The organism is Micromonospora sp. NPDC007220 (assembly GCF_040634035.1).
GTDB lineage: Bacteria > Actinomycetota > Actinomycetes > Mycobacteriales > Micromonosporaceae > Micromonospora > Micromonospora reichwaldensis.
The window spans coordinates 89,601-102,858 of sequence record NZ_JBEYEU010000023.1 but is presented as its reverse complement, the minus strand read 5'-3'; the positions used below and the strand labels follow the sequence as shown (position 1 = coordinate 102,858).

Annotated in this window: 16 protein-coding genes; 7 read left to right on the top strand and 9 right to left on the bottom strand. The window is 73.3% G+C overall.

Annotated features, from left to right (window positions below):
• Positions 1 to 284: 284 nt before the first annotated feature.
• From dusB to ABZ573_RS27170, 4 genes are all read right to left on the bottom strand, one after another.
• On the bottom strand, positions 285 to 1,457 hold the full coding sequence (dusB, locus tag ABZ573_RS27185; RefSeq protein WP_151456935.1) for a tRNA dihydrouridine synthase DusB: 1,173 nt from the start codon (positions 1,455 to 1,457) through the stop codon (positions 285 to 287).
• Positions 1,458 to 1,517: 60 nt separating this feature from the next.
• Complete coding sequence (locus ABZ573_RS27180; protein ID WP_101412337.1) at positions 1,518 to 2,897, bottom strand: glycine--tRNA ligase; 1,380 nt, start codon at positions 2,895 to 2,897, stop codon at positions 1,518 to 1,520.
• Positions 2,898 to 3,011: 114 nt separating this feature from the next.
• Complete coding sequence (locus ABZ573_RS27175; RefSeq protein WP_132240457.1) at positions 3,012 to 3,485, bottom strand: hypothetical protein; 474 nt, start codon at positions 3,483 to 3,485, stop codon at positions 3,012 to 3,014.
• Positions 3,486 to 3,611: 126 nt separating this feature from the next.
• Positions 3,612 to 3,953 carry an antibiotic biosynthesis monooxygenase gene (locus ABZ573_RS27170; protein WP_151456936.1) on the bottom strand — a complete coding sequence of 114 codons (342 nt, stop codon included), beginning with the start codon at positions 3,951 to 3,953 and terminating at the stop codon, positions 3,612 to 3,614.
• A gap of 27 nt (positions 3,954 to 3,980) precedes the next feature.
• Between ABZ573_RS27170 and ABZ573_RS27165 the strand changes: the two genes are divergently transcribed.
• From ABZ573_RS27165 to ABZ573_RS27135, 7 genes are all read left to right on the top strand, one after another.
• Positions 3,981 to 4,238: a hypothetical protein gene (locus tag ABZ573_RS27165; RefSeq protein WP_151456937.1), complete on the top strand. Its 258-nt coding sequence runs from the start codon at positions 3,981 to 3,983 to the stop codon at positions 4,236 to 4,238.
• Between the two features lie 54 nt (positions 4,239 to 4,292).
• Positions 4,293 to 5,255, top strand: a complete 963-nt coding sequence (locus ABZ573_RS27160) for a metal ABC transporter substrate-binding protein (protein ID WP_327029311.1) — start codon at positions 4,293 to 4,295, stop codon at positions 5,253 to 5,255.
• Complete coding sequence (locus tag ABZ573_RS27155; protein ID WP_358121826.1) at positions 5,252 to 6,013, top strand: metal ABC transporter ATP-binding protein; 762 nt, start codon at positions 5,252 to 5,254, stop codon at positions 6,011 to 6,013. The genes ABZ573_RS27160 and ABZ573_RS27155 overlap by 4 nt, the downstream gene beginning before the upstream one ends.
• 1 nt (position 6,014) lies before the next feature.
• Positions 6,015 to 6,881, top strand: coding sequence for a metal ABC transporter permease (locus ABZ573_RS27150; protein WP_151456940.1), 867 nt, complete (start codon positions 6,015 to 6,017; stop codon positions 6,879 to 6,881).
• Positions 6,882 to 6,924: 43 nt separating this feature from the next.
• On the top strand, positions 6,925 to 7,224 hold the full coding sequence (locus tag ABZ573_RS27145; protein ID WP_088998913.1) for a metalloregulator ArsR/SmtB family transcription factor: 300 nt from the start codon (positions 6,925 to 6,927) through the stop codon (positions 7,222 to 7,224).
• Complete coding sequence (locus tag ABZ573_RS27140; RefSeq protein ID WP_151456941.1) at positions 7,221 to 7,619, top strand: transcriptional repressor; 399 nt, start codon at positions 7,221 to 7,223, stop codon at positions 7,617 to 7,619. The genes ABZ573_RS27145 and ABZ573_RS27140 overlap by 4 nt, the downstream gene beginning before the upstream one ends.
• A gap of 115 nt (positions 7,620 to 7,734) precedes the next feature.
• A complete protein-coding gene (locus ABZ573_RS27135; RefSeq protein WP_151456942.1) occupies positions 7,735 to 8,340 on the top strand; it encodes a hypothetical protein in 606 nt (201 codons plus the stop codon).
• A 14-nt stretch (positions 8,341 to 8,354) separates the two neighbouring features.
• Here the strand turns inward: ABZ573_RS27135 and ABZ573_RS27130 are convergent, their stop codons facing one another.
• From ABZ573_RS27130 to ABZ573_RS27110, 5 genes are all read right to left on the bottom strand, one after another.
• Positions 8,355 to 8,507, bottom strand: coding sequence for a hypothetical protein (locus ABZ573_RS27130; protein ID WP_358121823.1), 153 nt, complete (start codon positions 8,505 to 8,507; stop codon positions 8,355 to 8,357).
• A 99-nt stretch (positions 8,508 to 8,606) separates the two neighbouring features.
• Positions 8,607 to 10,541, bottom strand: coding sequence for an acyl-CoA dehydrogenase family protein (locus tag ABZ573_RS27125; RefSeq protein WP_327031279.1), 1,935 nt, complete (start codon positions 10,539 to 10,541; stop codon positions 8,607 to 8,609).
• Positions 10,542 to 10,905: 364 nt separating this feature from the next.
• A complete protein-coding gene (locus ABZ573_RS27120) occupies positions 10,906 to 11,406 on the bottom strand; it encodes a DUF6328 family protein (RefSeq protein ID WP_311414937.1) in 501 nt (166 codons plus the stop codon).
• Positions 11,407 to 11,559: 153 nt separating this feature from the next.
• On the bottom strand, positions 11,560 to 12,324 hold the full coding sequence (locus ABZ573_RS27115; RefSeq protein ID WP_358121821.1) for an SIS domain-containing protein: 765 nt from the start codon (positions 12,322 to 12,324) through the stop codon (positions 11,560 to 11,562).
• 56 nt (positions 12,325 to 12,380) lie between these two features.
• A complete protein-coding gene (locus tag ABZ573_RS27110) occupies positions 12,381 to 13,211 on the bottom strand; it encodes an alpha/beta hydrolase (RefSeq protein ID WP_151457137.1) in 831 nt (276 codons plus the stop codon).
• Positions 13,212 to 13,258: the final 47 nt, after the last annotated feature.

The following is a 13,258-nucleotide window of genomic DNA, read 5'->3' as shown; positions in this document are numbered from 1 at the left end:
CCAACCCCAACCAGGCCTCCTACCGCATGAGCGTCGACAACCTCGCCGACTGGATCGCCACCCGCGGCTACACCGCCTGACCCCACAGCGACACGACAACGACACCACCCAGCACCGCGCACCACCCAGCGACAGGCGCACCACCCAGCGACAAGGGCCGGCCCCCACAAGGGGCCGGCCCTTTCGTCGTCTTCACCTTCACCCAGCGTCCGTAGCCGGGTAGGCCGGGCCGAGCCGCAGCCGGGAGCGCCGAGGCAGCCGAGGCCCGGGTGGCGGCCGAGGGCTCAGCCGCCCGAGTCAGCCAGTTCGGCGCCCTCCGGGACGGTGTCGTCGTCGCGGCTGGCCAGCCAGCCGTCCGGCAGGAAGACCTTGCCGGGCGAGTTGGTGCGGCCGCGCGGCTGGCCCAAGGTGGCCACGGGAAAGGGCTCGGTCGGGTCCAGCTTGCCGAGCAGGTCGTCGAGCTGGGCCAGGCTCTCGATCATGGCCAGCTCGCGGCGCAGCTCACTGCCGACCGGGAAGCCCTTGAGGTACCAGGCGACGTGCTTGCGGAAGTCGGTGCAGCCGTCCCGCTCGCCCCGGGCGGGGGTACGGGAGCCGGCGGTGAACTGGTCGACCAGCAGTTCGGCGTGGCGGCGCATCGTCCGCGCCACCTCGCCGAGGGTGGGCAGGCGGCGTTCCGGGCGGCCGTCGAACGCGGCCTCCAGGTCGGCGAAGAGCCACGGTCGACCCAGGCAGCCCCGGCCGATCACCACCCCGTCGACGCCCGTGTGCGCCACCATCCGCAGCGCGTCGTCGGCCTCCCAGATGTCGCCGTTGCCGAGCACCGGCACGTCGAGGGCCTGCTTGAGCGTCGCGATGGCGTCCCAGTCCGCCGTGCCGGAGTAGCGCTGCGCGGCCGTACGCCCGTGCAGGGCGACCGACGCCACGCCCGCGTCCTGGGCGGCGAGGCCCGCTTCGACGTACGTCAGGTGGTCGTCGTCGATGCCCTTGCGCATCTTGACCGTGACCGGCACCCCGGCGGGCGACGCGGCGTCCACCGCGGCCCTGACCAGCCGCGCGAAGAGCCGGCGGCGCCACGGCAGCGCCGAGCCGCCGCCCTTGCGGGTGACCTTGGGAACCGGGCAGCCGAAGTTGAGGTCGATGTGGTCGGCGAGGTCCTTCTCCACCACGATCCGCACGGCGGCGGCGGTGATCTCGGGGTCGGTGCCGTAGAGCTGGAGGCTGCGGGGCCGCTCGTCGTCGCCGAACGCGATCATGCGCAGCGTCTTCGGGTTCCGCTCGACCAGCGCGACGGTGGTGATCATCTCGCAGACGTAGATGCCGCCGCCCTGCTCCCGGCAGAGCTGCCGGAAGCCGACGTTGGTGATGCCGGCCATCGGCGCGAGCACCACCGGCGGCCACACCTCGTGCCGCCCGATGGTCAACGGGCGCAGTGCGGGAACGGTCGGCGCGGTCACCGGACAAGTGTACGGGCCCCAGCCGGCGCAACTTCCGCACCGGCCGGGGCCCGCCGCAGCTCAGCAGCCGGGGAGGCGCTCGATCAGGTAGCGCTCGACCTGGTCCAGCGCGATGCGCTCCTGGGCCATGGTGTCCCGGTTCCGGACGGTCACCGCGTTGTCGTCCAGGGTGTCGAAGTCGACAGTCACGCAGAACGGGGTGCCGATCTCGTCCTGGCGGCGGTAGCGGCGGCCGATCGCCTGCGAGTCGTCGAACTCCACCACCCAGCGCTTGCGCAGGTCGGCGGCGAGGCCCTTCGCCTTCGGCGAGAGCGCCTCGTTGCGCGACAGCGGCAGCACGGCCACCTTGACGGGGGCCAGCCGCGGGTCGAAGCGCATCACCGTGCGCTTGTCCACGCCGCCCTTGGTGTTCGGCGCCTCGTCCTCGTCGTACGCCTCGAGCAGGAACGCGAGCACCGCGCGGGTGAGGCCGGCGGCCGGCTCGATGACGTACGGCATCCAGCGCTCGCCCTTGGCCTGGTCGAAGTAGGACAGGTCGACGCCGGAGTGCTTGCTGTGCGTGGTGAGGTCGAAGTCGGTGCGGTTGGCGATGCCCTCCAGCTCCGCGAACTCGGTCCCGCCGAACTGGAAGCGGTACTCGATGTCGACGGTGCGCTTCGAGTAGTGGGAGAGCTTCTCCTTCGGGTGCTCGTAGAAGCGCAGGTTGCTCTCCGACAGGCCCAGGTCGAGGTACCAGTTCCAGCGCTCGGAGAGCCAGTACTCGTGCCACTGCTCGTCCGAGCCCGGCTCGACGAAGAACTCCATCTCCATCTGCTCGAACTCGCGGGTGCGGAAGATGAAGTTGCCCGGGGTGATCTCGTTGCGGAACGACTTGCCGGTCTGGGCGATGCCGAACGGCGGCTTCTTGCGGGCGACCGTCTCCACGTTCTTGTAGTTCACGAAGATGCCCTGGGCGGTCTCGGGCCGCAGGTAGTGCATGCCCTCCTCGCTCTCGACCGGGCCGAGGAAGGTCTTCATCAGGCCGTTGAACATCTTCGGCTCGGTGAAGGTGCCCTTGTTGCCGCAGTTCGGGCAGTTCAGCTCGGTCAGCGAGGCCGGCGGCTTGCCGTGCTTGGCCTCGTACGCCTCCTCGAGGTGGTCGGCCCGGAACCGCTTGTGGCACGACTGGCACTCGGTCAGCGGGTCGACGAAGGCGTCCAGGTGGCCGGAGGCGGCCCAGACGTCGCGGGCCAGGATGACGGCGGAGTCGAGGCCGACCACGTCGTCGCGCTGCTGGACCATCGTCTTCCACCACTGCCGGCGGACGTTCTCCTTGAGCTCCACGCCGAGCGGACCGTAGTCCCACGCCGACCGGGTGCCTCCGTAGATCTCGCTGGAGGGGAAGACGAAGCCTCGGCGCTTGGCGAGGCTGACGACGGCGTCGATACGGTCGGCTGGCATGTTTCCTCCTACGCCGACTGGCGGTCGGCGGGGACGCGGTAAGGACGGAAGGAACAGTTCGGGACAACGGTACGACCCGTGCCGTCCCGGGCCCAGCAGAATACCGGGGGCGGGTCAGCTCACCCCGCACACCTCCATGCCGCCGGTCTGCTGGTCCTGCCCGAGGGTGACCTCCTGCCGGTCCTGCCGGCCGCCCGTGTAGGTGACGTCGACGGGCACGGTGAGGGAGACGGCGTCCACGTCGCCCACCCGGAAGGTCGCGATCTGCGGCTCGGCGGCCACCCGGCGCTCGAACTCGCGGCGTGACTCGCGCCGCTGCGCGTCGTCGCAGAGCTGGTCGTACGCCGCGCCGTACTTCCGCTCCACCAGCGCGCGGTAGTAGTCGGTGGAGACGGTGCGTCCCTGCTCGCGCACGGCCTGCACCCCGGTCACGGCCAGGCCCACCACGGCCGCGCCGCCACCGCCGCAGCAGAGCAGCACGGCGAGCGCCCCGGCGCCCAGCCCGAGCCAGAGCCGGGTGTTGCGCCCCTCGGTGGGGGGCGCCGCGAACGGCGGGGTGACCCCCGGCCCGGCCGGCGGGGCGGGCACGCCCGGGTCCGCCGGCGGGCCGGGCACGGCGGGCGGCTGCGCCCCCTGCTGGCCGGGCGACGGAGGGTACGCCGGCGGGGTCGCCGGTCCGGGAGCGGTCATGCAAGCAATGTAGTGCCCACGGGCTCAGCGGTAAGGACCAGCGGCCCGATCGCTGGCGGCCGCGACGACGTCCCCGCCCGGGGCGGCGGTGGCGAGCGCCTCGTACGCCGACGGTTCGTCGAGCGACTCGGCGAGCAGCGGCACAGCGGTGATCTTGACGTCGAAGCCGCCCAGGGCCCGCCGGTAGGTGCCGACCGACTCCCACTCGGTGACCAGGCACCAGTGCCGGGGGTCGTCCAGCGCCCGGACCAGTTGGCCGCGCAGGTAACCGGGGCGGGCCGCGAGGGCGGCGAGGGCGGCGTGCGCCCGCTCGGTGAACTCGTCGGCGACATCGACGTCCACCACGAACCGGTTCGTCACCAGCACGGGGTTCCTCCTCGTAGAGTCTGTGGGATGCAGCGTACGCAGAGCCGGATGCCGGCCCGGTTGGCCCGGGCGAACCCGACGACGGTGTTCCTGGTCACCCTCGTGCTGGTGCTTGTCGCGTTCTTCACCCCCGGCGTGGTCGGCGGGTTGTTGACCCTGCTGCTCGCCGCGGCCGTGGCCGCGCTGCTGGTCACCACCTGGTCGGTGCAGACGGCGCCGACCCGGGTGATCCGGCTGGTGGCGCTCACCCTGCTGGTCACCGCGGGCCTGGTGAAGCTGCTCTGACATGCAAGCATGCGTTTTTGACAATCATTATCGTTGTCGCGGAGAGTTCATGGCATGAACATCCGCTCCGCCCCGCGCACCCTGGCCGTCGCCGCCACCGCCCTGCTCGCCCTGGGTGGCGTCACGGCCTGTTCCGACGACGGCACGACCGGCGCCGATCCGCAGCGGGTCGACGTGGTGGCCGCCTTCTACCCGTTGCAGTTCCTCGCCGAGCGCATCGGCGGCGACGCGGTGAAGGTGAGCAACCTGGTCAAGCCCGGGGCGGAGCCGCACGACCTGGAACTGAACCCGGGCCAGGTCGGCCAGGTCGCCGAGGCGGAGCTGGTCGTGCTCCTCAAGGGCTTCCAGCCGGCGCTGGACGAGGCCGTCGAGCAGAACGCCAAGGAGCGCGCGTTCGACGTGTCGACCGTGCAGCCGCTGCTTGACGCCGCCGCGGGCGGCCACGACCACGAGGGCGGGGAGCACGCCCACCCCGAGGAGCCCGGCCACGAGGAGGGCGGCGCCAAGGACCCGCACCTCTGGCTGGACCCGACCCGCCTCGCCACGGTCGGCGACAAGCTCGCCGAGCGGCTCGGCCGGGCCGACCCGGACCGCGCCGCCGACTACACGGCCCGCGCCAAGGCGCTGCGCGTCGAGCTGGAGAAGCTGGACGCCGAGTTCACGGCCGGGCTGAAGACCTGCCAGCGGCGGGAGATCGTGGTGAGCCACACCGCCTTCGGCTACCTGACCGGGCGCTACCAGCTGGAGCAGATCGGCATCACCGGGCTCAGCCCCGACAACGAGCCGTCCCCGCAGCGCCTGGCCCAGGTCGCCCAGGAGGCCCGGGAGCACAAGGCCACCACGATCTTCTTCGAGACGCTGGTCAGCCCGAAGGTGGCCGAGACCATCGCCGCCGAGGTCGGCGCGAAGACCGCGGTGCTGGACCCCCTGGAGGGGCTGTCCACCGGCGGCGGCGACTACCTTTCGGTCATGCGCACCAACCTTGCCACCCTGCGAACGGCGCTGAGCTGCTCGTGACATCCCCAGTCATCACCGTCGCGCACGGAGTGGTCGGCTACGACGGCCGCCCCGTGCTGCGCGACGTCTCACTGACCGTGACCGCCGGCGAGGTGGTCGCGGTGCTCGGCGCCAACGGCTCCGGCAAGTCCACCCTGATCCGCGCCGCGCTCGGCCTGGTGCCGCTCAGCTCCGGGTCGGTCACCCTCTTCGACCGTCCGTTGCGCCGCTTCCGGCAGTGGCACCGGATCGGGTACGTCCCGCAGCGCCTCGGCGCCGGCAGCGGCGTACCGGCCACCGTCCGCGAGGTGGTGGCCTCCGGCCGGCTCGCCCGGCGCGGGGTGCTGCGCCCGGCCGGCGCGGCGGACCGGGCGGCGGTGACCGCCGCGCTGGAGGCGGTCGGGCTCGCCGACCGGGCCCGCGATCCCGTGGCCACCCTCTCCGGCGGGCAGCAGCAGCGCACCCTGATCGCCCGGGCGCTGGCCGGGGAGCCGGAGCTGCTGGTCCTCGACGAGCCGACCGCCGGGGTCGACGCCGCCAGCCAGGAGGCGTTCGCCAATGCGCTGCACGCCTTCGTCGCCGGTGGCGGCACGGTGCTGCTGGTGGCCCACGAGCTCGGGCCGCTGCGGCCGCTGATCAGCCGGGCGGTCGTCGTACACCAGGGTGGGATCTGCCACGACGGCGCGGTGCCCGAGCCTGCCGGCCACCACGCGGAGCCCGACCACGACCACGTGCACCCGCACGGTCCCGACGAGCCCGCCGGGCTGTGGAGCAGCTGAGATGGAACTCTTCCAGTACCCCTACATGCAGCGGGCCCTGATCGGCGCGCTGATCATCGGCCTGGCCGCCCCGGCGCTCGGCATCTACCTGGTGCAGCGGAAGCTCGCCCTGATCGGCGACGGGGTCGGGCACGTGGCGCTCACCGGCGTCGGCGCGGGCCTGCTGCTCAACCGCTCCCCCGTGCTCGTCGCGGTGGCCGTGGCGACCGCCGGCGCGATCACCATCGAGCTGGTCCGCGCCCGCGGGCGCACCTCCGGCGACCTGGCTCTGGCCCTGCTCTTCTACGGCGGCATCGCCGGCGGCGTGACGCTGGTCGGGCTCTCCGACAGCACCAGCGCCAACCTCAACGCCTACCTGTTCGGGTCGCTGACCACGATCTCCCCGCAGGACCTGACCACCATCGCGGTGCTCGGCATCGCGATCGGGGTGACCATGCTGGCGCTGCGCCCGGCCCTCTTCGCGGTCTGCCACGACGAGGAGTACGCCCGCGTCTCCGGCCTGCCGGTGCGCACGCTCAACCTGCTGCTCGCCGTGGCCACCGCCGTCACGGTGACGATCGCCATGCGGGCCGTCGGGGTGCTGCTGATCAGCGCGCTGATGGTGGTGCCTGTGGCCACCGCGCAGCAGGTGACCCGGGGGTTCCGCAGCACGATGGCGGCGGCGATGGCGCTCGGGCTCTTCGCCGCCGGCTCCGGGGTCTGGGTGGCCGCGAACGCCGACACCGCCCCCGGCGCCTCGGTGGTGCTGATGGCGATCGCCTCGTTCGGGGTGGTCGCGGTCCTCGGCGCGGCGTGGCGGATGCTGCGCCGGCGGCGCACCCCCGCCGCCGCGCCCACGCCGGAGCCGCACGAGGTCGTGCTCCACTGATCCTGGTCAGCGCCGTGTCAGTGGGATTGGTTACCGTTACAGGGTGACCGACGGATCAGGCTACGACGCCTTCGAGGGCGCGAGCGAGCTGCTGCGTGCCCTCTCGGCACCGATCCGGCTGGCCATCGTCAGCGAGCTCGCCGAGGGCGAGCGCTGCGTGCACGAGCTGGTCGACAAGCTCGGCGCCGCCCAGCCGCTGGTCTCCCAGCACCTGCGGGTGCTGCGGGGCGCCGGCGTGGTGCGCGGCTCCCGGCGGGGTCGCGAGATCGCGTACGCGCTGGTCGACGAGCACGTCGCACACATCGTGGCCGACGCGGTGAGCCACGCCGGGGAGGGATCATGATCATGGCGGGTTCCACGGTCCGCAACACCCGGCAGCGCTCGGCGGTGAGCGCGCTGCTCGGCGAGCTGGAGGGCTTCCACAGCGCGCAGGAGCTGCACGCGATGCTGCGCGAGCGCGGCGAGCGGGTCGGGCTGACCACCGTCTACCGCACGCTCCAGGGGCTCGCCGACACGGGCGAGATCGACGTGATGCGCCCGCCGGGCGGCGAGCACCTCTACCGCCGGTGCAGCGAGGGCCACCACCACCATCTGGTCTGCCGGACCTGCGGCCGCACCGTGGAGGTGGCGGGGCCGACGGTGGAGAGCTGGGCCGAGCGGGTGGCGGCGAAGCACGGCTACGCCGACGTCAGCCACACCCTGGAGATCTTCGGCACCTGCCCGGCCTGCGCGAGCTGACCCCGCCCGTAGCGCCGTCCGCCGGGCCCCGTTGCGTCGGCGCCCGCCGTCCGCCGGGCTGAGTGCCGTCGTTCGCGCCGTGCCAGGGGCCCGCGCACATGGCACGCTGTCCGGCGTGAAGATCTACGCCGATCGTTTCCCGACCGCCGTCCGACAGTTGATCACTGACCTGCTCGTCGTCGCCTGGGTGTACGGCGCGATCCGTGGCGCGCTGTGGCTGCACGACCTGGTCCAGAAGCTCGCCGTACCCGGGCAGAAGCTGGAGGGGGCCGGCGGCGGCCTGGCCGACAACCTGGCCGACGCCAGCGGCAAGGTCGGCCGGGTGCCGCTGGTCGGCGACGAGCTGACCGCGCCGTTCGAGCGGGCCGCCACCGCCGCCCGCTCGCTGGCCGAGGCGGGGCGCGACCAGCAGGAGCTGGTCGACCAGCTCGCCCTCGCGCTGGCCGTCGCCGTGCTGGTCTTCCCGCTCGGCCTGGTGCTCTTCGGCTGGCTGCCGCTACGGGTGCGCTGGATGCGCCGGGCCGGCTCGGCCGCGAAGCTGGCCGCCGCGCCCGCCGGCCGGGACCTGCTCGCCCTGCGCGCGCTGGCCACCCAGCCGCTGGGGCGACTGACCCGGATCGCCCCCGACGTGGCCGAGTCGTGGCGGCGCGGCGACGACGCCACCGTCGACGCCCTCGCCGCCCTGGAACTACGCCACCTCGGCCTACGCCCCGGTCGCTGACCCCCTGCCTCACCTCACCCCACCCCGGCCCCGCCCGGCCCAGCCCGGCCCGCCCGGCCCAGCCCGGCCCGCCCGGCCCAGCCCGGCCCGCCCGGCCCAGCCCGGCCCGCCCGGCCCAGCTCGGCCCGCCCGGCTCGGCCCGCCAGGCTGGCCGGCCTGGCGATCATGCAGTTATGGTGCCCGGAACGGCAGCTTTAGCCCCTTTTGCGGGGCACCACAACTGCATGATCGACGCCAGGGTGAGAGGGCGGGGCGGGGCGGGTTGGTCAGGAGGAGGGTGGGGGCGGGGGTGGGATGCGGCGGCGGGTGTCGGCGGCGGTGGACGGGCCGGGCGACCAGGGTGCCACCCAGGGCAGGTCGTCGGCGGGGGTGATCACGCCGTCCTCCAAAGCGGCGTAGCGCCCGGCCAGGATCCGCTTCGCGGCGGCCGTGTCGACGGAGTCGGTGTTGTCCCACAGGGCGGTGAAGAGCGCGTCGACGCGGACCCGGGCCTGCCGGCAGAACAGGTCGGCCAGCTCGACGTTCTCGGGGCGGGTGTCCCGCTCGGCGTAGGCGCGCACGCAGACCGCGGACATCGCGAACAGCTCCGCGCCGATGTCCACCACCCGGCCGAGGAACGCCTGCTTGCGCTCCATCTTGCCCTGCCAGCGGGACATCGCGTAGAACGTCGAGCGGGCCAGCTTGCGCGAGGCGCGCTCCACCTGCCGCAGGTGGCCGGCGAGCGGGCCGAACTCGGCGTACGCCGACGGGCGCTGTCCCCTGCCGACGGCGAGAGTCGGCAGCCACTTCGCGTAGAAGGCGCCGGCCCGCGCCCCGGCCTTCGCCTTGCGGCCGAGCCCGGCGTCCGGGTCGATGATGTCACCGGCGACGGACAGGTGCGCGTCGACCGCCTCCCGGGCGATGAGCAGGTGCATGATCTCGGTGGAGCCCTCGAAGATGCGGTTGATCCGCAGGTCGCGCAGCAGCTGCTCGACGGCGGCCGGTCGCTCGCCCCGCGCGGCGAGGGAGTCGGCCGTCTCGTAGCCGCGGCCGCCCCGGATCTGCACCAGTTCGTCGGCGATCTTCCAGGCCATCTCGCTGGCGTAGAGCTTGACCAGCGCCGCCTCGATCCGGATGTCGTTACGGTCGTCGTCGGCGAGCAGGCAGCAGAGGTCCAGCATGGTCTCCATGCCGTACGTCGTCGCGGCGATGAAGGACAGCTTCTGGGCCACCGCCTCGTGCTCGCCCACGGGCCGGCCCCACTGCACCCGGTCGACGGCCCACTCCCGGGCCACGTTCAGCGCCCACTTGCCGGCGCCGACACACATCGCCGGCAGCGACAGCCGCCCGGTGTTCAGGGTGGTCAGCGCGATCTTCAGGCCCTTTCCCTCGCCACCGATGACGTTCTCCTTCGGTACGAAGACGTCGTGGAAGCGGGTCAGGCTGTTCTCCAGGCCGCGCAGGCCGATGAAGGCGTTGCGCCGTTCGACCGTGATGCCCTCGGTGTCGCCCTCGACGACGAAGGCGGTGATCCCGCCGCGCCGCCCCTCGGCGGCGGGCACCCGGGCCATCACCACGAGCAGGGAGGCGACGGTGCCGTTGGTGGCCCACAGCTTCACGCCGTTGAGGCGGTAGCCGGTGCCGTCGGGCGTGGGCTCGGCGGTGGTGGCCAGTCGGGCCGGGTCGGAGCCGACGTCCGGCTCGGTGAGCAGGAACGCGGAGACCTCACCGGCGGCGAGCCGGGGCAGGAAGCGCTGCTTCTGCTCGGCGGTGCCGAACATCTTCAGCGGCTGCGGCACCCCGATCGACTGGTGCGCCGAGAGCAGCGCGCCGATCGCCGGGCTGACCGAGCCGGCCAGCATGAGCGCCCGGCAGTAGTGCAGGTTGCTGAGCCCGAGCCCGCCGTACGACCGGTCGATCTTCATGCCGAACGCGCCGAGCCGGGCCATTCCTTGGAACACCTCGTCCGGGATGGACGCGTCCCGCTCGATCGCCGCACCGTCCACGTCGGAGGTGAGGAACTCGCGGAACCGGCCGAGGAACTCGTCGGCGCGGGCGACGTCCGCCGGGTCGGAGCGCGGCCAAGGGTTGATCAGGTCGAGCCGGAACCGGCCGAGGAAGAGTTCCTTGCCGAAGCTGGGACGATCCCAGGTGGACTCCCGGGCCGCCTCGGCGACCTGTCGTGCCTCCTTCTCGGAGACCTGACCGGCCTCGGTCGGCAGGGGCCCGGCCGCACCGGCCGCGGGCGGGGCGTCGGCGGCCGCAGGCGCGTTGCCGGCGGTCGCGGGCGGGGCGTCGGCGGCCGCAGGCGCGTTGCCGGCGGCAGCAGGCGGGGTGCCGGCGGCAGCAGGCGGGGTGCCGGCGGCAGCAGGCGGGGCGTCGGCGGCCGCAGGCGGGGCGTCGGCCGACGGCGGCGGCTGGTCGGCGCCTGATCCGTCGGGCGCGGGTCGGCTGTTGTGTGTCGCGGTCACGGCGGCCCCCTCGAACCTCGGTCCGGATGCGTCAACGTGCTCGGCGAACAGCACGCTACCCCCGGGTGTTACCCAGGGGTAGCGATTGGTAAATATCGAGTTGTGTCGACCTTCGTCAGTCGCTGAGGGACCGTGGCTCGTTCTCGTCGTCGTCGGTGTCGTCGTCGCCCCAGTTGCGGCGGGAGAACGGCAGGAACGCCCAGAAGGTGAGGAACCAGAGGCCGGTGAGGCCGCTGAGCACCAGGGCGATGCTCCGGTCCAGCACGAAGTCGGTGATCAGCAGCACCGCGCTGACCATCGAGATCAGCATGAAGGCGAGCCCGCCGCTGGCCATCCGGTGGGCGAACCGGACCAGCTCCGGCTTGCGGCCCTGCCGGAACAGCGCGCGGTGGAACGCCACCGGAGAGATGATCATCGCGGTGGCCGCGGCCGCGGCCAGCAACGCGACGATGTAGACATCCTTCTGGAAGCCACTCGTACGGGTGAAGCCGTTGCTGAACGGCAGGGTGAGCAGGAACGCGAAGAGGATCTGCACGCCGGTCTGGGCGACCCGAAGCTCCTGGAGCAGGTCGGCGAAGTTGCGCTGCCAGCGCTGCTTCTCGGTTTCCTTGGACACGCGCTACCTCCGGTCAGACGGTACTGCCGGCGGGGGCGGCCGGCGGCAGCATCGCTGATGCCCCACCCGTCGACGCGCGAAACCGACTCACGTCACTGTCTGACGCCCCGATTCCGTATCGACCATGATGCGGCCGACCGTAGCGACAACCCGTCAGGAGCCGCGGCGGATCCGGCCCGCGTACCGGGCCTCGAGGGCGTTGTTGTGCTCGTCGCCCCCGGCGATGTTGGCCGACAGGTAGACCGGGGGCCGCTCCCCCGCCGCCAGCAGCCGCGCCACCACCTCGACCGTGATCTGCTGCGCCAGTAGCGCCGCGGTGATCGACGAGACCGCGCCGACCGCACCTCCGCCGGGCAGTGGCAGCGTCGCGTCGCCGTACGGGGCGCCGTTGTCGAGCACCACGTCGGCGAAGTCGGCGAGCTTGCGTCCCGACGGGTGGCGCGAGGTCATCTGCCCGGAGTGCTGCGCCGAGGTGATCGCGACCAGCCCGTGGCCCTTCTCCCTGACCAGCGACGCGAACTCCACCATGGCGCCGTTCACGCCGGAGTTGGAGGCGAGCACGAAGACGTCCCGGGGGCTGACGGGAGCCAACTCGTAGAGGCGGTGCGCCACCGACGGGTCGCGCTCCAGCAGCGGCCCGAGCACGTCGGCCGGGGCGCCGCCGCGCAGCACCAGGTCCCGCAGGGCGATGCGGTTCGTCGGGACCAGCCCGCCGGCCCGCCCGGCGATCTCCATGGCCAGCGCCTCGGAGTGGCCGGTGCCGAACGCGTGGACCACGCCGACGGCGCGTACCGCCTCGGCGATCAGGTCGGCGGCCCGCCCCACCGCCTCGCGCTGGCTCTCGGCGACCCGGTGCATCGTGTCGGTCACCACGGCCAGGAAGTCCTCGGCCTTCACCGTCGTGTCTGCTCGGTCCATGTCGTACCTCCGTCAGGGGTGGGCCCGGCCTCCGCCGGCCGGTGTCGCGGGGAAGGTCAGACCGGGTCGTGCACCCGGGCCAGGATCGCCTCGGCCAGCGCGGCGGGCGCCTCGTCGGGGATCCAGTGGCTCACCCGGGGCAGCTCGACGAAGCGGTAGTCGGCGGTCACGTGCTCGGCGCACGCCTCGGCGGCGGTCCGGCCGATCGCGATGTCGCGACCGCTCCACACGTACGTGGTCGGCACCGCCACCGGCCCGGTGGCGGCCAGGTCCCGGCGGGACATCGCGCGGTACCAGTTCAGGGCGGCGGTCAGCGCGCCCGGCTCGCGCATCGGGTCCGCGTACGCGGCCACCCGCGCGTCGTCGCCGACCCCGTGCAGCATCCGGCGCAGCCCGGTCGCGCCCAGCACCAGCAGCGCCTTCTCCGCCGTGCCCGGCTTGCGGAACACCGTCATGTACGCCGAGCGCGCCTTCTGCCCCGCGTCCTCGGCCAGCGCCCACGCCATGGCGGCGGGGTGCGGCACGGAGACCGCGGTCAGCGTGCGGACCCGCTCGGGATGGTGGGCCGCGACGGCCCAGGCGACGACCGCGCCCCAGTCGTGCCCCACCAGGTGCGCCGCGTCGACGCCCAACGCGTCGAGTACGCCCACCGCGTCGGCGACCAGTTCCGGCAGCCGGTACGCCTCGACCGCCTCGGGCCGCGCGCCCGGCGAGTAGCCGCGCTGGTCCGGCGCGTACGTGCGCAGGCCCGCGGCGTGCAGCGCGGGCACCACGTCGTCGAACTCCCCGCCGTGCTGGGGGAAGCCGTGCAGCAGCAGGACGGGCGTGCCGCCCTCCGGTCCGCCGACACGGACGTCGAACGTGAACCCCCGGGCCTCGATCCGCATGATCGTGAGCCTACCCAGCGCCGCACCTGGCCGCCCGGGACTGCCGG